20 protein-coding genes and 1 tRNA gene are annotated in these 19,194 nt (G+C 57.5%); 10 read left to right on the top strand and 11 right to left on the bottom strand.

The window, feature by feature from the left end:
• Positions 1-226, bottom strand: a 226-nt coding sequence (locus tag J7380_RS17950) for a hypothetical protein (RefSeq protein WP_209197283.1), incomplete at its 3' end; no start/stop codon positions are given.
• 14 nt (positions 227-240) lie between these two features.
• Here J7380_RS17950 and J7380_RS17945 point away from each other — a divergent pair.
• On the top strand, positions 241-546 hold the full coding sequence (locus J7380_RS17945; protein WP_209197281.1) for a hypothetical protein: 306 nt from the start codon (positions 241-243) through the stop codon (positions 544-546).
• A 247-nt stretch (positions 547-793) separates the two neighbouring features.
• Here the strand turns inward: J7380_RS17945 and typA are convergent, their stop codons facing one another.
• From typA to J7380_RS17920, 5 genes are all read right to left on the bottom strand, one after another.
• On the bottom strand, positions 794-2,611 hold the full coding sequence (gene typA, locus J7380_RS17940; protein ID WP_209197279.1) for a translational GTPase TypA: 1,818 nt from the start codon (positions 2,609-2,611) through the stop codon (positions 794-796).
• Positions 2,612-2,685: 74 nt separating this feature from the next.
• A complete protein-coding gene (locus J7380_RS17935) occupies positions 2,686-3,021 on the bottom strand; it encodes an SMR family transporter (protein WP_170354226.1) in 336 nt (111 codons plus the stop codon).
• Between the two features lie 366 nt (positions 3,022-3,387).
• The gene (locus J7380_RS17930; RefSeq protein WP_348539124.1) at positions 3,388-4,542 is read right to left on the bottom strand and encodes an HD domain-containing protein; all 1,155 of its coding nucleotides are present in this window, start codon (positions 4,540-4,542) and stop codon (positions 3,388-3,390) included.
• Positions 4,542-4,787, bottom strand: a complete 246-nt coding sequence (locus J7380_RS17925) for a hypothetical protein (RefSeq protein ID WP_209197259.1) — start codon at positions 4,785-4,787, stop codon at positions 4,542-4,544. The genes J7380_RS17930 and J7380_RS17925 overlap by 1 nt, the downstream gene beginning before the upstream one ends.
• Positions 4,787-5,440, bottom strand: a complete 654-nt coding sequence (locus J7380_RS17920) for an alpha/beta hydrolase (protein ID WP_142633729.1) — start codon at positions 5,438-5,440, stop codon at positions 4,787-4,789. Before J7380_RS17920 ends, J7380_RS17925 begins: the two co-directional genes overlap by 1 nt.
• A gap of 178 nt (positions 5,441-5,618) precedes the next feature.
• Here J7380_RS17920 and J7380_RS17915 point away from each other — a divergent pair, with 178 nt between their 5' ends.
• The 9 genes from J7380_RS17915 (at position 5,619) to J7380_RS17875 (ending at position 13,240) form a co-directional block, all read left to right on the top strand.
• Positions 5,619-6,077, top strand: coding sequence for an Rrf2 family transcriptional regulator (locus J7380_RS17915; protein ID WP_170354223.1), 459 nt, complete (start codon positions 5,619-5,621; stop codon positions 6,075-6,077).
• A 48-nt stretch (positions 6,078-6,125) separates the two neighbouring features.
• Positions 6,126-7,169, top strand: coding sequence for a cysteine desulfurase family protein (locus J7380_RS17910; RefSeq protein ID WP_209197257.1), 1,044 nt, complete (start codon positions 6,126-6,128; stop codon positions 7,167-7,169).
• A gap of 18 nt (positions 7,170-7,187) precedes the next feature.
• Entirely contained in the window at positions 7,188-8,708 is a 1,521-nt protein-coding gene (gene sufB, locus J7380_RS17905; RefSeq protein ID WP_209197255.1) for a Fe-S cluster assembly protein SufB, read from the top strand.
• Positions 8,709-8,779: 71 nt separating this feature from the next.
• Positions 8,780-9,535: a Fe-S cluster assembly ATPase SufC gene (gene sufC, locus J7380_RS17900; RefSeq protein ID WP_170553354.1), complete on the top strand. Its 756-nt coding sequence runs from the start codon at positions 8,780-8,782 to the stop codon at positions 9,533-9,535.
• Positions 9,535-10,815, top strand: a complete 1,281-nt coding sequence (gene sufD / locus J7380_RS17895; protein WP_209197253.1) for a Fe-S cluster assembly protein SufD — start codon at positions 9,535-9,537, stop codon at positions 10,813-10,815. The genes sufC and sufD overlap by 1 nt, the downstream gene beginning before the upstream one ends.
• Entirely contained in the window at positions 10,815-11,300 is a 486-nt protein-coding gene (locus tag J7380_RS17890; RefSeq protein WP_209197251.1) for a YIP1 family protein, read from the top strand. Before sufD ends, J7380_RS17890 begins: the two co-directional genes overlap by 1 nt.
• Positions 11,297-11,863 carry a YIP1 family protein gene (locus J7380_RS17885; protein WP_170751276.1) on the top strand — a complete coding sequence of 189 codons (567 nt, stop codon included), beginning with the start codon at positions 11,297-11,299 and terminating at the stop codon, positions 11,861-11,863. Before J7380_RS17890 ends, J7380_RS17885 begins: the two co-directional genes overlap by 4 nt.
• Before the next feature lie 13 nt (positions 11,864-11,876).
• Positions 11,877-13,097 carry a cysteine desulfurase gene (locus tag J7380_RS17880; RefSeq protein WP_209197248.1) on the top strand — a complete coding sequence of 407 codons (1,221 nt, stop codon included), beginning with the start codon at positions 11,877-11,879 and terminating at the stop codon, positions 13,095-13,097.
• 66 nt (positions 13,098-13,163) lie between these two features.
• Positions 13,164-13,240: transfer RNA gene (locus tag J7380_RS17875), tRNA-Arg, on the top strand.
• A gap of 243 nt (positions 13,241-13,483) precedes the next feature.
• Here the strand turns inward: J7380_RS17875 and J7380_RS17870 are convergent.
• The 5 genes from J7380_RS17870 to J7380_RS17850 are packed head-to-tail and all read right to left on the bottom strand — an operon-like array spanning position 13,484 to position 19,194.
• Positions 13,484-14,644: an ABC transporter substrate-binding protein gene (locus tag J7380_RS17870; protein WP_209197246.1), complete on the bottom strand. Its 1,161-nt coding sequence runs from the start codon at positions 14,642-14,644 to the stop codon at positions 13,484-13,486.
• A 29-nt stretch (positions 14,645-14,673) separates the two neighbouring features.
• Positions 14,674-16,560, bottom strand: coding sequence for a long-chain fatty acid--CoA ligase (locus J7380_RS17865; protein WP_209197244.1), 1,887 nt, complete (start codon positions 16,558-16,560; stop codon positions 14,674-14,676).
• Positions 16,561-16,565: 5 nt separating this feature from the next.
• The gene (locus J7380_RS17860; RefSeq protein ID WP_209197242.1) at positions 16,566-17,339 is read right to left on the bottom strand and encodes an ABC transporter ATP-binding protein; all 774 of its coding nucleotides are present in this window, start codon (positions 17,337-17,339) and stop codon (positions 16,566-16,568) included.
• Positions 17,336-18,100 carry an ABC transporter ATP-binding protein gene (locus tag J7380_RS17855; protein WP_209197239.1) on the bottom strand — a complete coding sequence of 255 codons (765 nt, stop codon included), beginning with the start codon at positions 18,098-18,100 and terminating at the stop codon, positions 17,336-17,338. The genes J7380_RS17860 and J7380_RS17855 overlap by 4 nt, the downstream gene beginning before the upstream one ends.
• The gene (locus tag J7380_RS17850) at positions 18,097-19,194 is read right to left on the bottom strand and encodes a branched-chain amino acid ABC transporter permease (RefSeq protein WP_209197230.1); all 1,098 of its coding nucleotides are present in this window, start codon (positions 19,192-19,194) and stop codon (positions 18,097-18,099) included. The genes J7380_RS17855 and J7380_RS17850 overlap by 4 nt, the downstream gene beginning before the upstream one ends.

Genomic DNA, 19,194 nt, shown 5'->3' with positions numbered 1-19,194 from the left:
GCGGTGGTGGAACCGCCGCCGCCGGTTCCGCCACCGCCGCCGCCGGTTCCACCACCGCCGCCACCGCCGCCACCGGTTCCGCCACCGCCGCCTGGATTAGTTGGGCCACCGCCTGGGTTCGTTGGGCCGCTGCCTGGGTTCGACGGGCCACCGCCTGGGTTTGTTGGTCCACCGCCACCGGTACCACCGCCGACAGTTGGTCCCTCACCAGGATTTGCGTCGCCATCACCGGATCTTTGATTGTTTGAAATGCTGGCGGTGGGAATATCAGTCAACACGGCTGCGAAAGCCGGGCAACTTTCCAACGTTCTGGCCAAGATGTCATCAAAATCAGGCCTGCGTTGCAGGTACCTCAACATCCTGGATTCAACGACCTCACACGCACAGAGCGTTTCCGTATCAACGGACTGGCGAGCTGTTTTAATTGTGCACCGCTCGGCAGCCGTAGCTGCCGTTGCCGACACAATTGGAATAGTTGCTGACACAAAAACAATAGATAATAAACGACTTTTAACGCGCATGATTACGCCCCCTGGTACTCTTTAACCTGTGCTACCTGAGCACACTGTTGCCACATTTTAAACATAAATAGATCAACCCCTCGCCGTATTTTCAAGATGTGTGACAACAAGAAAACGAGAAAAAACTCCCGTTATAGTGGAACGATGTTGAAAAACAAAAGAAAAGCCCGCCGGAGTGGCGGGCCTTGTTTTTGTTAATTTTACATTAATGTACGCAAAAATGTCACTAATGGGGCAATGTTTCCAATCAGTGAACTATTTCACTGAAAGGTTTACGCAGATTTTGCCATGCGCTTGCGTTCGTGCGGGTCCAAAAAGCGTTTGCGTAACCGGATGGCGTTAGGCGTCACCTCAACCAGTTCGTCATCGTCGATATAGGCGATGGCTTCCTCAAGTGAGAATTGAACATGAGGTGTCAGGCGGACCGCATCATCCGATCCGCTGGCACGTACGTTGGTCAGTTTTTTGCCCTTGAGTGGGTTCACTTCCAGATCATTGTCCCGTGAATGCTCTCCGATGACCATGCCTTGATAGACATCCGTCTGCGGACCCACAAACATGCGGCCACGCTCTTCAAGGTTCCAGAGGGCGTAGGCGACGGCCTGTCCGTTCTCCATCGAGATCAATACACCTGCGCGGCGGCCGGGAATCGGGCCTTTGTGTGCCGCCCAGCCGTGGAACACGCGGTTCAGAACTCCGGTTCCGCGCGTGTCGGTCAGGAACTCTCCGTGATAGCCGATCAGTCCGCGCGAAGGCACATGCGCGATGATGCGGGTCTTTCCTGCACCGGCGGGGCGCATTTCGACGAGCTCGCCTTTGCGCGCGCCTGTGATCTTTTCGATCACGGCACCGGAGTATTCATCGTCAACGTCAATCGTGACTTCTTCAATGGGCTCCAGACGCTGGCCGTCTTCCTCGCGGAACAGAACCTGCGGGCGAGAGATGCTGAGCTCGAACCCCTCGCGTCGCATGTTCTCGATCAGAACACCCATCTGCAATTCGCCGCGGCCTGCGACCTCGAAGGCTTCGCCGCCGGGAGTGTCGGTGATGCGGATGGCGACGTTCGATTCAGCCTCTTTCATCAGGCGGTCACGGATCACGCGGGACTGGACCTTTTTGCCGTCACGACCGGCCAGAGGCGAATCGTTGATGCCAAAGGTCACGGTGATGGTCGGCGGGTCGATGGGCTGGGCGGGCAGGGCTTCTTCAACCTGCGGCGCGACCAGCGAGTCGGCCACGGTGGCTTTGCTCATGCCAGCGATGGTGACGATGTCACCGGCTTCGGCCACGTCGATGGGCTGTTGTGCCAAGCCACGGAAGGCCAGAATTTTCGAGGCGCGGAAGTTCTCGATCAGGGTCCCGTCGCGCGACAGGGCCTTGAGACTGTCGCCTGCTTTCAGCGTACCGCTTTCCACACGGCCTGTCAGGATACGACCGATGAACGGGTCGCTTCCCAGCGTGGTGGCCAGCATGCGGAACGGCTCGTCTTTCTTTTCGGCTTGTTTGGGTGCCGGGACGTGATCCACGACCAGATCAAACAGCGCGGTCAGGTCCTTGCGAGGGCCGTCCAGTTCCATATCTGCCCAACCAGACCGGCCCGAGGCATACATGGCCGGGAAGTCCAGCTGATCGTCATCAGCGCCGAGGTTGGCGAACAGGTCAAAGCACTCATCCAACGCGCGGTCGGGCTCGGCATCGGGTTTGTCGACCTTGTTCAGAACCACGATCGGGCGCAGGCCCAGCGCCAGCGCTTTCGAGGTCACAAACTTGGTCTGGGGCATCGGGCCTTCGGCGGCATCGACCAGCAGGACCACACCGTCCACCATCGACAGGATGCGCTCAACCTCGCCACCGAAATCGGCGTGGCCGGGGGTGTCAACGATGTTGATACGGGTGCCTTTCCACTCGACCGAAGTCGCTTTGGCAAGGATGGTGATCCCGCGCTCGCGCTCCAGATCGTTGCTGTCCATGGCGCGTTCCGCCACAGCCTGATTTTCCCGGAACGCGCCGGATTGTTTAAGCAGCTCATCCACCAAGGTCGTTTTGCCGTGGTCCACGTGAGCGATGATTGCGATATTGCGCAGGTCCATGAGGTCAGCCTTTGAACGGGAAGTTGCCGCGCGCATAACGCGACGCGGCAAAATATGCCAGCCCTAACCGCCCGTCAGTGACCGGTAGTGTTGGAAAACAGGTGAATAACCAGAATTCCAGATAAAATCATGACCAAACCTATCACTGCGGGCCAGTCCAGCCTTTGCCCAAAAACGATGAAACCGATCACAGCAATCAGCACAATGCCCAAGCCCGACCAGATGGCATAAACGATCCCAACTGGCATGAACTTTAGAGTCAAGCCAAGCAGATAGAACGCGATTGCGTAGCCAACTACGACCAATACAGAGGGCCAGAGCCGCGTGAATTGCTGACTGGCTTGCAACGCAGTTGTGCCAATCGTTTCTGCGACCACTGCAAAAAGCAGGAAAAGATAGGCTTTAGGCAAAATAAGTCTCGGATTGAGTGTTGTTGAGCTCGTTGAACACAGATTTCAGGCATCTGGCAAGCCGTTTCGCTTTCTCCTGTCCACAAGTGAGTTGAGGTCAGGATAACCATACTGTTATTACACGAGCTTTTTGAGATACTGTCCGACCAGTTATCAGTGTTTTTTTAATCAGTAAGCTATGACGAATTTTGCTAAATCTGTCATCGTCGTATCGGCGATTATTGTGGCGCTTGGGTGGCTAGCTGGCGGGGGGTCCGCTGAGAGAAGCGCAGCCAAAGGTGTTGAGCGGGTAAACGGTTCTCAGGTTTGAGCGTCTGCTGGTACTTGGGGGGGAAAGAGGCGACGTGCCTCTTTCTCTTTTACCGTTCAGGTGCTCAACTTTTCCGAGAAATAGGTCTTGAGCTGTGGTGCCAGCCAATTCCATAGTTGCGGTGCGCCACGGGTAATCGGGGTGCCAACGCGCATGTTGATCTGCGCGAATGTCACGTCGTAGTCGACCCATGATCCGCCGCCGGTCGCAAGGTTGCCAACGGGTGTTTGAAAGCGGTCGACGGCTTTTGCAAATTTGGCATCGTTGGTGTCGGCGGCTTCAAACTCATGCCATAGGGCGAGGCATTCGGTTCGTTGCGGGTGCGGTAGCAACCCAAATAAACGGTTGGCAGCCGCTTGTTCCTCGGCTGCTTGGGCCTCGTGATCGACTTGACCGTGAATTGGATAGTCCCCGGCGTCGATTTCCACAATATCATGCAGCAGCAACATCCTTAGTACACGGTCAATGTCGACGTCAGAGTCGGCGCTGTCTTCCAGAACCCATGCGTACAACATGATGTGCCACGAATGCTCGGCCGAGTTTTCAAACCGTTCACCAGATAATAGCCTGGATGCGCGATAGACGGATTTCAGTTGATCGCATTCGGCAAGGAACGGCAGCCTATCAGAAAACTCTGAACGCGGGGCAGGTTGGCCGTCGAACAAAGCGTAAGCGGCCTTGAAGGCGTCAGGAAGAGCGGTCTCGAGATAGGCCGCGCGTCCTCCGTTCAGATTGTCGCGGACGACCGCCAGATGCTCTGGTTTGGGTTCCGGAGCGTTCAGGACCTGAAACAGAGGTTGGCAGCGATCAAGGCATTTTGCGAATTTCGCATCGGGCGTAGAATCCGCTTCGAACTCCTGCCAAAGCATCAGAAAAGCGTCGGATTGGTCGCTGGGCAACATCCCGAACAGTTCCCGAGCGGCGTTCTGTTCAGCGCGCTCAACCGCATTCCAGTCGGTTTTCAGGTGAATGGGGTGGTCACCGACGATGATCTCGACCAGATCATGCAGCAAAAGCATCCGAATGACCCGGTCAATCCGAACAGTGGCGTCGGCAAGGGGGGCCATTACCAGTGCCCACAGCGCCAGATGCCAACTGTGTTCCGCCGAGTTTTCTTGCCGGGATTGATCCGGCAGCGTGTTCGCGCGTTCGACCGATTTCAGCTGGTCCGCGCGTTTCAGGAACTCTATCTGCGCGGACAGCCGATCCATCATTTCTTTTCTATCGCCTTAACTTTCTTGCGATGTTCCGCAAGGCGCTGGATCACGAATTGGCGGGCTTGACGCTCGGACAGGCGCACTCGAATTTCGGTCAGAAATGCCTCTTCCAGCGACTGAGAGGATGCCCCCAGCAGCTCGCCAACTTCGACATAAAAGCGATCCTCGCCGGTTTCATCCATCACCTTCAACGTGTCTTCGGCCAGTCTGCCGGCAAGTGTGGAGACCGTATCCGACATCAGCGTGTGTTCTCGGTCAGGCGGCGCTTCACGTAGTCACTGACATCTGTGATCAACGTGTCCATGTGGCGATCCTGGAAGAAGTGATCAGCGCCTTCCACTTCATTATGAGTGATTGTGATGCCTTTTTGCTCGTGCAGCTTGTTGACCAAGGCAGTGGTGTCTGCGGGCGGGGCCACGCGGTCCGACGACCCATTGATGATCAAGCCCGAGGACGGGCAGGGCGCGAGGAACGAGAAATCATACATGTTCGCCGGAGGAGACACACTGATAAAGCCAGTGATCTCGGGACGGCGCATCAGCAGTTGCATCCCGATCCAAGCCCCGAATGAAAACCCTGCGACCCAGCAGTGTTTCGAGTTGTTGTTCATCGATTGCAGGTAATCCAGTGCGGATGCCGCATCGCTCAGCTCACCCACGCCCTGATCGTACTCACCCTGGCTGCGACCCACGCCACGGAAGTTGAACCGCAGAACGGTGAAGCCCATGTTGTAGAACGCGTAGTGCAGGTTGTAGACCACCTTGTTGTTCATCGTCCCGCCGAATTGTGGATGCGGGTGAAGCACGATCGCGATCGGTGCGTCTTTTTCCTTTTGCGGGTGGTAGCGGCCTTCCAGGCGGCCTTCTGGTCCGGGAAAAATCACCTCGGGCATGTGTGCGATGGTCCTGTCTTTTTCTTCTGGGTGCCCGGAAATACTTGACGATAATCGTCGGACACCTTAGAACGGTTCTAATTGTGATACTGGGCGCATGAGCGCTGCTTGTCGGAGATACGCACTGGCAGCGGCGGCGTCAATGATTTCGCGCGTAAACTGCCATGAGGGAATGCAAATGAAGCTGTCGACCAAGGGTCGTTATGCGATGGTGGCTCTTGCCGATATCGCCCTTCAGCCCTCGGACGGGCTGGTGACACTCAGCGAGATTTCAGCACGGCAAGACATTTCTCTGCCTTACCTCGAGCAGTTATTCGTCAAGCTACGCAGGGCCGAGCTTGTGTCTTCGGTTCGGGGACCGGGCGGGGGTTATCGCCTTGCCCGCCCAGCGTCCGAAATTCGCGTTGTTGAGATCCTGGCCGCCGTAGATGAAACAGTCGATGCTTTGCAAAAGGGCGCTGGCGCAACCGGAGCTTTGTCCGGCAGCCGGGCGCAATCCCTAACCAATCGTCTATGGGAGGGCCTGAGCGCCCATGTGTATGTGTTCTTGCATCAAACGCGCCTTTCGGACGTGATCAAGAATGACCTCGCACCTTGTCCGGCCGTTCCCAGCCTTTTTGCAGTTGTGGACGAATAGGATGGCATTTGCTGAAAACGAACTTCTGCGCTTTGAAAAGGTGAATCCGTGAGTCGTATTTACCTGGATCACAATGCCACCACACCTCTGCGTCCAGAGGCGCGCGAGGCGATGATCTCCGCCATGGAGATTTGCGGCAATCCGTCCTCGGTCCACGCTGAAGGACGCGCAGCCAAGGCGCTGGTCGAGCGCGCAAGAGCACAGATTGCGGCTGCCTTTGGGGCCGAAGGGGCTGATATCGTGTTTACTTCGGGTTCGACCGAAGGGGCTGCGCTGACACTAGAGGGTCGGGGCCTGCATGGGGCTGCAATCGAACATGATGCGGTCCGTGCGTGGACAGAGGAAGATTTGAACGTGTCGAAAGAAGGTATGGTTGCGGTTTCAGCGCCGGACCAATCGACGCTGCAATACGCGAATTCCGAGACGGGGATCGTTCAATCATTGCCAGCAGGGTTGGCGGTGACCGATGCGACTCAGGCGTTTGGAAAATTACCGATCGCGTTCAACTGGCTGGACACGCAGATGGCGCTGGTCTCGGCGCACAAACTTGGTGGTCCAAAGGGTATCGGCGCGGTTGTGATGAAGCGCGGCACGGATTTGCCTGCCCGGATCAAGGGTGGCGGTCAGGAAATGGGCCGTCGCTCCGGGACGGAAAATGTTATTGGAATCGCAGGGTTCGGGGCCGCAGCTGAAGCGGCAGCGCTCGATCTGGCCAATGGCGTTTGGGAGCAGGTTAAAGAATTTAGAAATATTCTAGAAAAGGCCCTTGAGGCCGGTTCTAAATCTACTATTTTTGTCGGGAAAGATCAGGAACGCCTGCCGAACACCCTGTGTTTTGCCACCCCCGGTTGGAAAGGTGAGACGCAGGTCATGCAAATGGATTTGGCTGGATTTGCGATCAGCGCAGGTTCGGCCTGTTCCAGCGGCAAGGTGCGCGCAAGTGCGGTGCTGACCGCGATGGGATTTGACGAGGTCACAGCTGCCAGCGCAATTCGCGTCTCGCTGGGGCCTTCGACAACGGAAGAAGATGTGCTGCGTTTCGCTGAAACGTGGCTTGAAAAAGAGAAAAAGCATCGCGCGCGGGCCGCGTGATCAGACGGAGGGTGTCTTATGGCCGCTTTGGACCAGACCCAGGTAAAAGAGGGTGTCGATCAGGAAACCGTGGATGCGGTACGCGAGGTCGGAACCTATAAATACGGCTGGGAAACCGATATCGAGATGGAATACGCGCCCAAGGGCGTGAACCCTGATATCGTCCGCCTGATCTCGGAAAAGAACGAAGAGCCAGAGTGGATGACCGAATGGCGTCTGGCCGCGTTCGAGCGCTGGACTCAGATGGATGAGCCGAACTGGGCGATGGTCAGCTATCCCAAGATCGACTTTCAGGACCAGTATTACTATGCCCGTCCCAAGTCGATGGAGGAAAAGCCCAAGTCCTTGGATGAGGTCGACCCCAAGCTGCTGGCGACTTACGAAAAGCTCGGTATCCCGCTGAAAGAACAGATGATTTTGGCGGGCGTCGAGGGTGCTGAGGATGCCCCGGCAGAGGGTCGCAAGGTTGCCGTGGACGCGGTTTTTGACTCGGTTTCTGTCGGAACCACGTTTCAGGAAGAACTGAAGAAAGCGGGTGTGATCTTCTGCTCGATCTCTGAGGCGATCCGCGAACATCCCGAATTGGTCAAGAAGTATCTGGGGTCGGTGGTTCCGGTCTCGGACAACTTTTATGCCACGCTGAACTCGGCCGTGTTCTCGGATGGCTCGTTCGTTTACATCCCGCCGGGCGTGCGCTGCCCGATGGAACTGAGCACCTATTTCCGTATCAACGCGGAAAACACGGGCCAATTTGAACGCACGCTGATCATTGCCGACAAGGGCTCGTACGTGTCCTATCTGGAAGGCTGTACCGCACCCCAGCGCGATACCGCACAGCTGCACGCGGCTGTGGTCGAGATCATCATCGAAGAAGACGCTGAGGTGAAATACTCGACCGTTCAGAACTGGTTCCCCGGGGATGAGAATGGCAAGGGCGGCATCTATAACTTCGTGACCAAACGCGCCGATTGCCGGGGTGACCGGTCCAAGGTGATGTGGACGCAGGTCGAGACCGGTTCGGCTGTAACCTGGAAATACCCGTCCTGCATCCTGCGGGGCGAGGAAAGCCAGGGCGAGTTCTATTCGATCGCGATTGCCAACAACTATCAGCAGGCCGATACCGGCACGAAGATGGTGCATCTGGGCAAGAACACCAAGTCGCGGATCGTATCGAAAGGGATCAGTGCGGGTAAGGCGCAGAACACCTATCGCGGACTTGTTTCCATGCACCCCAAGGCAAAGGACAGCCGTAACTATACGCAATGCGACAGCTTGCTGATCGGCGACAAATGCGGGGCGCATACGGTGCCGTATATTGAGGTCAAGAACAACTCCTCCCGCGTTGAGCATGAGGCGACGACGTCCAAGGTGGATGACGATCAGCTGTTCTACTGCCGTCAGCGCGGCATGGACGAGGAAGAGGCCGTGGCGCTGGTTGTCAACGGGTTCTGCAAGGACGTGCTGCAGGCGCTGCCGATGGAATTTGCCATGGAAGCACAACAGCTTGTTGCGATCAGCCTTGAGGGTTCGGTCGGCTAAAGCCGTATCATTTCGAAATTTACAAAATATCGGGGCCGCGCGGTCCCTTGCGCTACGCAAAAGGGTAAAAAATGCTGGAAATCAAAAACCTGCACGTGAAACTTGAGGAAGAAGAAAAGCAAATCCTCAAAGGTGTCGATCTGACCGTCGAGGCTGGCAAGGTGCACGCGATCATGGGGCCGAATGGCTCGGGTAAGTCGACGCTCAGCTATGTGCTTTCGGGGCGCGACGGGTATGAAGTGACCGATGGGTCGGCGACTCTGGACGGCGAAGACCTGTTGGAGATGGAACCGGAAGAGCGCGCCGCAGCGGGTGTTTTCCTGGCTTTCCAATACCCGGTCGAAATTCCAGGCGTGGGCAACATGACCTTCCTGCGCACCGCCGTGAATGCCCAGCGCAAGGCGCGCGGCGAGGATGAACTGTCGGCGGCTGACTTCCTGAAAGAAGTCCGCGCCAAGGCCAAGTCGCTGAAGATCGACGCAGACATGCTGAAACGTCCGGTCAATGTTGGCTTCTCTGGCGGTGAGAAAAAGCGCAACGAGATCCTGCAAATGGCCATGCTCGAGCCCAAGATGTGCATCTTGGACGAAACCGACTCGGGTCTGGACGTCGACGCGATGAAGCTGGTGGCCGAGGGTGTGAACGCGCTGCGCGACGAAGGACGTGGGTTTTTGGTGATCACGCACTATCAGCGTCTGTTGGATCACATCAAACCGGACGTTGTGCACATCATGGCGGACGGCAAGATCGTCAAAACCGGTGGCCCCGATCTGGCGCTTGAGGTTGAAAACAACGGTTACGCCGACATTCTGGCCGAGGTGAACTGATGGCTCTGCCCGAAGTGAAACAAACCGCTACCGAGGCGCGGCTGGCCAATCTGGTCATGCCAGACGCCGGTTGCACCCGTGCCGCGCGCGAAGACGCGCTGGCTCGTGTGTTGGAAATGGGTCTGCCCGGTCGCCGGGACGAGTACTGGAAATACACCCGCCCGGATACGCTGGTCGCGCCCGAGGCCCCTCGGGCCGCGCTGTTCGACCCGGATGAGGCGATGCTGTTCGCTGATCTGGACCGTTTGAAAATCGTGTTCGTCGATGGCGTATTCAGCCCTGAGGAATCCGATGATCTGACGCTGGAAGGTGTCACCATCGACCGGATCGAGGACATTTGCTTCAAGGATATTCACTGGGCGAAAGAGCTGTACGGCGTGCTTGAAGCGCGTGGTCAATCGCCTGTGCAACGTCCTCTGGCGGCGTTGAATACGGCCTTCGCGGCGGATGGGATCGCGATCCATGTCTCGGGCAAACCGTCCAAGCCGATCAGCTTTATCTATCGCCATGCCTCTGAAACCTCGGACGCGATGCTGCACCATATCATCCGCGTCGAAAGCGGTGCCGAGGTGACGATCCTTGAAAACGGCCCGGCTGCTTCGCGGTTCAACAAATGCATGGAGATCGACATTGCCGATGGTGGGGTGTTGCACCACGTGCGGGCGCAAGGCCGCGATCATGAACGTCGCGCGGCGACCCATATGTTCACGCGGCTTGGGCAGGAATCGGTTTACAAATCCTTCACGCTGACCGTGAATGGCGTGCTGACGCGCAACGAACAGGTGGTTGAACTGACCGGTGACGATGCGGTGGCCCATGTTGCCGGTGCCTGCGTTGGTGACGGGGACTTCCACCACGACGACACGGTGTTCATCACCCATGACGCCGTGAATTGCGAAAGCCGTCAGGTGTTCAAGAAGGTGCTGCGCAACGGCGCGACCGGCGTGTTCCAAGGCAAGATCCTGGTAAAGGAAGGCGCGCAGAAGACGGATGGCTATCAGATCAGCCAGTCTCTGCTTCTGGACGATGACAGCCAGTTCCTCGCCAAGCCCGAGCTTGAAATCTATGCGGATGACGTGGCGTGTTCGCACGGCTCGACCTCAGGTGCGATTGATGAAACAGCGTTGTTCTATCTGCGCTCGCGCGGGGTTCCGACCAAAGAGGCGACCAACATGCTGACGCTGGCATTTCTGGCCGAGGCCGTGGACGAGATCGAGGACGAAGCCCTGTCGCAGGCCATTGTCGATCGCCTTGAAGGCTGGATGTCGCGGCACAGCTGATGCCGGTAACGTCGGATATAGTGGCCACGTATCGGGGGCCGGGGCGTGTTGTGCGCCGGCTTCTTGAACTGGGACAGCGCGAAGATCGGGCTTTGGTCTTTGTGATGGCGTTTTGTGTGGTGGCGTTCATCGCACAACTGCCCAGTTTGTCCCGCCGTGCGCATCTTGAAGGTCTTGAGTTGAACATGCTTATGGGCGGTGCGCTTTTGGGCACTGTTATCATCCTGCCGCTGTTTTTCTACGCATTGGCCTTTGTGACATTTGGCGCGGCACGGCTGGTCGGAGGCAAAGGATCGGCCTATGGCGCCCGGGTGGCGCTGTTCTGGGCGCTTTTGTCGTCGACACCTTTGGTGTTGCTGAATGGCCTTGTGGCAGGCTTTATCGGGCCGGGTCCGGCATTGACGGGTGTTGGATTGATCTGGTTTGTGGTCTTTCTGTGGTTCTGGTTCTCGGGTCTCAGACAGGCGCAAAGGGTGTCGCAATGACAGTTCAGTCCGTACTAAACCTAGCTGTTCTAACAGTGACCAAACCTTCTGATGCCGCGCGGCGATTGCTGGCTTTGCAGCCGGGACGCGAGGTTCTTTGGTTGGCATTTTTCCTGGCTATCGTGATGAACAGCTTGGGCCAGGTTGGTATCCAGCAGCTTGTCCCGGTGCCGCCAGGTGAAATCGCCTTACCACCCGAGCCTATTGTGCTGGGTTTGCTGAGGTCGGCCGGGGCAATGATGTTCAGTATCGTTGCGTTTCTTGTGATCGGACGCTTTCTTGGCGGGGTGGCTACGTTCAACGACTTCATGATCCTGATGGTCTGGTTGCAGTTCCTTCAGGTTGCAGCGCTGGTCTTAACGTTGGTGGTTTCGTTGGTGTTACCCTTCTTGCTGGTGATGTTTGTGGTGGCGACTTTGATAATCAGCCTTTACGTCACACTGCATTTCATCAATGAAGCGCATAAGTTCGGTTCGATCTTAAAATCCTTTGGGGTCATCGTGTTGTCTGCACTGGTTGCAGTCCCATTTGTCCTCGTGTTGGTGCCCAGCGGCCCTGTCTAGGGAAGAAAATACCATGTATGACGTACATAAAATCCGTGCGGACTTTCCGATCCTGTCCCGAGAGGTGAACGGAAAGCCACTGACATATCTGGATAACGGAGCATCGGCACAGAAGCCGCAGGTTGTGATTGATGCAGTCACACGCGCTTATGCCGAGGAGTATTCCAACGTTCACCGTGGCCTGCACTATCTGTCCAATCTGGCGACCGAGAAATACGAATCCGTGCGCGGCACCATTGCGCGCTTTCTGGGCGCGGCGGATGAGGATGAGATCGTTCTGAACTCGGGCACGACCGAGGGCATCAATCTGGTCGCTTATGGTTGGGCGATGCCGCGCCTGGAGGCCGGGGATGAGATCGTGCTTTCCGTGATGGAACACCACGCCAACATCGTCCCTTGGCATTTTCTTCGCGAGCGGCAAGGCGTCGTTTTAAAATGGGTTGATGTGGATTCTGACGGAGGGTTGGACCCTCAGGCGGTCATAGACGCCATTGGCCCCAAGACCAAGCTGGTCGCCGTCACTCAGTGTTCCAATGTTTTGGGCACTATTGTTGATGTAAAGGCGATCACCCAAGGCGCACACGCCAAAGGTGTCCCGGTTCTGGTTGATGGTAGCCAGGGTTCAGTACACTTGCCGGTCAATGTTCAGGACATCGGTTGCGACTTTTACGCGATCACCGGGCACAAGCTTTATGGCCCATCCGGGTCTGGTGCGATCTACATCAAGTCCGAACGTATGGCTGAGATGCGTCCGTTTATCGGGGGCGGCGACATGATCAAAGAGGTCAGCAAGGATCAGGTGATCTACAATGATCCCCCGATGAAGTTCGAGGCCGGAACGCCGGGGATTGTGCAAACCATCGGGCTGGGCGTGGCGCTGGACTACATGATGGAGTTGGGGATGGAGAACATCGCCTCCCACGAAGCAGGTATTCGTGATTACGCGATGGAGCGGCTGACGGGGCTCAACTGGTTGCAGGTTCAGGGCACCCGTGCTGACAAGGCCGCCATTTTCAGCTTTACGCTGGACGGGGCAGGGCATGCGCATGATGTTTCCACCATTTTGGACAAGAAAGGCGTCGCGGTGCGCGCTGGTCATCATTGCGCCGGTCCGTTGATGGATTTCTACGGCGTCACTGCCACCTGCCGGGCGAGCTTTGGCCTTTATAACACCAAAGATGAGGTCGACACATTGATCGACGCGCTGGAATTGGCGCATGATCTGTTTGCGTGAAACCTGACTGATCCGGGCAGATTTGCAGTTGCACCCGGATCGGAACAAGGTTAGCTAACAGCCAAGGCACCTGTAGCTCAGCTGGATAGAGCGCTGCCCTCCGAAGGCAGAGGCCAGAGGTTCGAATCCTCTCAGGTGCGCCATTATTTCGCTAAAACCGCATTAAAAAGACTGGATGTTTCTATTTAGGGCAATCCCGATTGCCATGAGTTTTTTGGAAAACTGCGGGCATTTTGGAAAAGCTATTGCTTGGCCTTCAACAGAGGATCATAGGAATTTTGAGGCTCGGCTTTCGTTGCCGAGTTGGAAACACCAGCCACATGTGGTCACTATTTGAAAAGGGCCCGCATGAGCGGGCCCTTTGTTGGTTTACATCTATTGGTGTTTCACTCTTCGTAGACGATCTTCCATGCGCCGTCCTCTACAACGCTCACATAGACCGAGTCTGCGCCCTGGTGATCATCGGGGCCGTAGGTGATATGGTTGCCTACCAGCTCGTCCTGATAGTCCAGAGATTCCATTGCGGCGATAAAGCTCTCATGAGTCAGGTCCGGGCCAGCGGCCTCAAGCGCCTTGACCATCATTTCGGCGGCCGAATAGCCCAGCATGGAAAAGCCAACCGGGTCTTCGCCGGTCGCAGCTTTGTATTCTTCGATGAAGGCGGCCGGGGCAGGCTCATCCGCGCGCGCCCATAGATCTTGCCAGGACGCGGCCGCATAGAACCCGTCTGTCACACCACCAGGTACCTGCGCCACAACGGTCAGAAAGCTGGCGGACGTTCCGAGGAATTTCATATCGGCCAAGCCCATCTTCTTGGCCGTTCCAACCACGGTGATCGCCTGCCTTACGCCCAGCGCCATGGTGACGATATTGCATCCTTCTTCCTTGAGCTTGCTCAAAGATCCAACGAAATCCGTTTCATCCGGCTTATGCGTTGTTTCCGCCGCAAAGGCGATCCCGGCCTCTTCGGCACCGGCTTTGCTGCCTTCCAGAATTTCCTCACCGAAATCGGTTGGCAGATACATGGTGCAGACCTTTTGCCCTCCGAATTGCTCGGCCAGGTATTTCACGCCCACGCGGCTTTGGTCGAAATAGGTCGAGAAGGACGTGAATTTGTTGTCCATCGGTTCCTGAAGCATCTGCCGCGCTGCGGTTAAGGGTGCAACATTGGGAATGCCTTTAGGGTCCAACAACTTGAACCCAGCAACGTTCATGGGTGTGCCTAGCGATTGCAGCATCGCAAACACTTTGTCGCGGTTCAGCAGCTTGTTATAGCCCTGCATCGCACGCGGCATCTGGTACCCGTTATCCTCGACCACAAAGCGGATTTTGCGACCATGCACGCCGCCTTCGGCATTCACGCGGTCAAACACCACATTCGCGCCCTTGGTTGCGGGAACACCCACAGCGGCGAAAATACCGCTCAGGTCGTTGACCGAACCGATGACGATTTCATCGTCGCTCACACCCTGCGTCTCGGCATTTGCGATTGTCGCCGCAGCCGTCAAAGCGGTGGCGGCCGCCAGTCGTTTGATCACGTTCCTCATATTTTTCCTCCCTTTGGGTAGACCCTTATCTATTTGTACATGTCTTCAATCAGATGCGCGTGTTTCTTCTCAACAAAGCTGCGTTTGAGCTTCATCGTGGCGGTCAGTTCTTCGTCATCAGCGGTCAGCAGCACGTTGATCAGGCGGAAGTCCTTGATCTGCTCGACCCGCGCGAATTCCTTGTTGACGGTGTCCACCTCGGCCCGGATCTGATCCAGCACCTCGGGCGCGGCGCAGAGTGAGGCAAAGTTCGAAAACGGCACCTTGCGGTCCTGCGCGAATTTTTCGACGTTTTCCTGATCGATCATGATCAGCGCCGTCAGATATTTGCGCGCATCGCCGATAATCACCGCGTCCGAGATATAGTGGCTGAACTTCAGGCGGCTTTCAATTTCGGCCGGGGTGATGTTCTTGCCGCCCGCCGTGATGATGATGTCCTTAAGGCGGCCGGTTATGGTCACAAACCCGTCGGCGTCAATCTTGCCCATATCACCGGTGCGCAGCCAGCCATCGGCGGTGAAGGTCTCGGCGGTTTTGGCATTGTTTCGCCAGTAACCCTGAAAGATGTTCAGACCCTTGATCTGGATTTCCCCGTCATCCGAGATGCGCACGTCATTGCCCGGCACCGCACGGCCGATGGTGCCGACCTTGTTATCCTCGGTGGTGTTCAGCGTCGCCAAACCCGAGGTTTCGGTCATCCCGAACCCTTCGACCAGAGGCACACCAATGGCCCAGTACCATTTCAGCAGATCGGCCGAGATGGGCGCGGCCCCGCTGCCCCCGCGCCGCAGCCTGTCCATCCCCAGCATCCGTCGCAGATTGCGCAGGACCAACCGATCCCACAGCCAGAATTGGGCGGCCACGCCAGCGGGCACCGGTTTGCCGGCCAGCAGGTATTCGGCCCGTGCAAACCCGGCTTTCAGCGCCATGCCAAAGGCGGCGCGGCCTGTGGGGGTGGCCTCTTGCGTCAGGATTTTGACCTGCGAATAGATCTTTTCCCAAACGCGTGGCACGGCGGTGAATGTGCTGGGCGATACCTCTTGCAGGTTGGCAAAGACGGTTTCGGGGCTTTCGGCGAAATTCACCACGCATTTCGCGGCCAGCGGGAAATAGACCGACACGTCGCGTTCAAGGATGTGGCACAGCGGCAGGAAACACAGCTGCTCATCGGTTTCGAATGTGGGCAGGGAGTGCGCCCCGGCCTCGATGGCGGCCAGAATGTTCTCATGGCTCAGCATCGCGCCTTTGGGCGCTCCGGTTGTGCCCGAGGTGTAAACCAGCAAGGCCGTATCCTGCGGCGAGGCAAGCGCGATCTCGGCGTCGAACCGGGTGGGGTCTTCGGCCTCGGCCTGCCGCCCGATCTCGTATAGGTCGGCAACCATCATGCAGCGGTCGTGGTTCAGATCGTGCAGGCCCTCATCCTCAAGGATGATGACGTTCAGCAGACTGGGAAGCTCGGCCTCGACCTCGAAAAACTTGTCCAGCTGTTCCTCGTTCTCGACGATCAAAAACCGGCTATCGCTGTCATTCACAAGGTATTTCAACTGCTTGGCGGAATCCGTGGTATAGACGCCAGAGGCGATCCCGCCGACGCATTGAATGCCCATATCGAACCACGCCCACTCCTTGCGGTCCTCGGAGAGGATCGAGACAACCTCGCCCCGTTGCAGCCCCAGCTTGCGCAGGGCCAGCCCGATCCACTTGGCGTGTTGCCAGTAATCGGCCCAGGAATAGGACTTCCAGATGCCGAAATCCTTCTCACGATGCGCGGTGCGGTCGCCCAGATCGGCGCAGCGTTTCTGGAACAGGTGACACAGTGTCGTGCATTCATCCACCAATACCGGGCGCTGGCCGGGGGTGGCGTTGAACTGGATGCCGTTGATCTTGGTCTGAGGGGGCAGGGTGCTGATATTCATGCCGGTCACCTCCACGTCTTTTTGCGTTTCCAGCGGCGGTTCTCCCGCGCGCCTTCTTCCTGCACGCCCAGATAGAAGTTCTGGATGTCCTCGGATTGCATCAACACATCCGCCGCGCCGTCCATGACGATGCGCCCGACCTCCATCACATAGCCATGATGGGCCAGTTCCAGCGCCGCATTGGCATTCTGTTCGACCAGCATCATGGTCATGTTCTGCTCGTCATTGAGGCGTTTGAGGATGCCGAAAATCTCCTGCACCAGCAGCGGCGACAGACCCAGCGAGGGTTCGTCCAGCAGCATGATTTTGGGGTTCGCCATCAGCCCGCGTCCGATGGCCAGCATCTGTTGCTGTCCGCCTGACAGGGTTCCGGCCTCTTGATTACGACGTTCCTTCAGGATCGGAAAGTACGAGAACACCAGCTCGCGGTCATGGTCGATCTGCCCCTTGTCGGTCGCCGTATAGGCGCCGAGGCTGAGGTTTTCGTCCACGGTCATCAAGGGGAACACCTCGCGCCCTTCGGGGACATGGACGATGCCTTTTTGCACGACCTTATGCGGCTCGGACCCCTGAATTTCGTCGCCGTCAAAGGTGATCTTGCCCTTTTCGGGGTCCATCACGCCGGACACGGTTTTCATCAGCGTCGTCTTGCCCGCGCCGTTCGCGCCCAGGATCGAGACGATCTGCCCCGGATGCACGTCCAGCGACACGCCGCGAATGGCCATGATCGGGCCATAGAAGCTTTCGACATTGCGGATGGTCAGGATCGGCGCGCTCATGAGGCTTTCCCCAGATAGGCTTCGACCACCGCCGGGTGGGACTGCACCTGCGCCGGAGTCCCCAGCGCCAGCATCGCACCATCGGCCATCGCCAGCACCCGGTCGGACACGCCCGAGACCAGCCCCATGTCATGTTCCACCATCAGCACCGTGATCCCCATTTGCCGCCGGATGTCGTCGATCCACCAGCGCATATCCGTGGTTTCTTCGACCGACAGGCCCGAGGCCGGTTCGTCCAGCAACAGCAACTTGGGATCGGTGGCCAGCGCGCGGGCGACCTCGACCACTTTGCGCACACCGTAGGGCAGGCCCGAGATCATCTTGTCGCGATAAGCCTGCAGGTCAAGGAAATCGATGATCTCTTCAACCTTCTCGCGGTTTTCCAGCTCTTGCCGCCGGGCTGAGGGCAGGAACAGAACCTCGGACAACAGGTTGGTCTTGCGATGGCGGTGCCGCCCGACCAGCAGGTTCTGCAACACGGTGGCATGTTCAAACAGTTCGATATTCTGGAACGTCCGCGCCACGCCATAGGCCGCCACGCCCGAGGGTTTGACCTGCAGCAGATCATGCCCGTCAAAGCGGATGGACCCGTCAAACGGGTCGTAGAAGCGTGAGATCAGGTTGAACACGGTCGATTTGCCCGCACCATTGGGGCCGACGATGGCGAACACCTCACCTTCCTCGACCGAAAAGGACAGGTCATTCACCGCCGTGAGGCCGCCGAATTTCAGGGTGACGTTTTCGAACGCGAGCAGGCTCATCTCAGGCGCTCCGTCTTGAGGTAGGATTTCTGACGTTTGAACATGTCCTTGCGGTAGAAGGGGAAGAGTTCAAACCATGTTCGGATTTTCAGCCAGCGGCCATACATGCCCATAGGCTCAAACAGGATGAACCCGATCAGGATCATGCCGAAAATGCCGAACTCCAGCCCCGGAATGGCGACGGTACTGCCGCCAAACAAGGCACCCACATATTCCTTTGAGATCGACAGGAATTGCGGCAGGAACCCGATTACGATGGCACCAAGAAACGCGCCATGGATCGAGCCCAGCCCGCCGATCACGATCATCATCAGCAGCTGGATCGAGATCAGGACGCTGAATGTCTCATTGTTGAACGCGCCCGCATACATGCCCATCAACGCGCCCGCCCAACCGGTGACGGCGCAGGACAGCGCGAATGAAATCATCTTGGTGCGCGCGATGTCGACGCCCATCGCCTGTGCCGAAACCTCGGAATCGCGCACGGCGATGAAGCTGCGCCCCAAAGGCGCGCGCAGCAGGTTGATATAGCCCAGCGTCACCAGAACCGCGACCGCCAGCACCAGCCAGAAAAACGGGACGGGGGTGCCCCAGCGGTCGATCGTCAGGCCGAAGATATCGACTCCGCCGATGAACTTGCCACCAACACCGCCGGTGATTGGTTCGGCCAGAACGATGACGTCATCCATCAGGATCGACAGCGCCATGGTGAAAATCGCCAGATAAATGCCGTGCAGACGCAGGGCAGGGATGGCGACGGTTACTCCAGCGATGCCGGTCAGGATACCGGCCACCGGAAAGGCGATCAGAAAGGGCACACCCGCCTCAAGCAGGATGACATTGGCATAGCAGCCAAAGGCCAGAAACGCCGCGTGGCCCAGACTGACTTGCCCCGTGTGGCCGGTCAGAACCATCAGGCCCAAACCGGCGATAGCCCAGATCAGGACGTTGGTCAGCTCACCCAGATAGAAATCGTCCAGCCACCACGGGGCGGCCGCCACCACCGCCAGCAGGATCAGGTAGAGGACCAGCTGATAGCCGTCCTTCCATGGCCGGATGTCCTGCATGTAGTTGGTTTTGAATACAATCCGCAT

The organism is Ruegeria sp. R8_1 (assembly GCF_017743815.1).
In the GTDB taxonomy this organism is placed as follows: Bacteria; Pseudomonadota; Alphaproteobacteria; order Rhodobacterales; family Rhodobacteraceae; genus Ruegeria; species Ruegeria lacuscaerulensis_A.
Note: the sequence above shows the minus strand (reverse complement) of the source record. Positions and strands in the feature narration are given on the sequence as shown.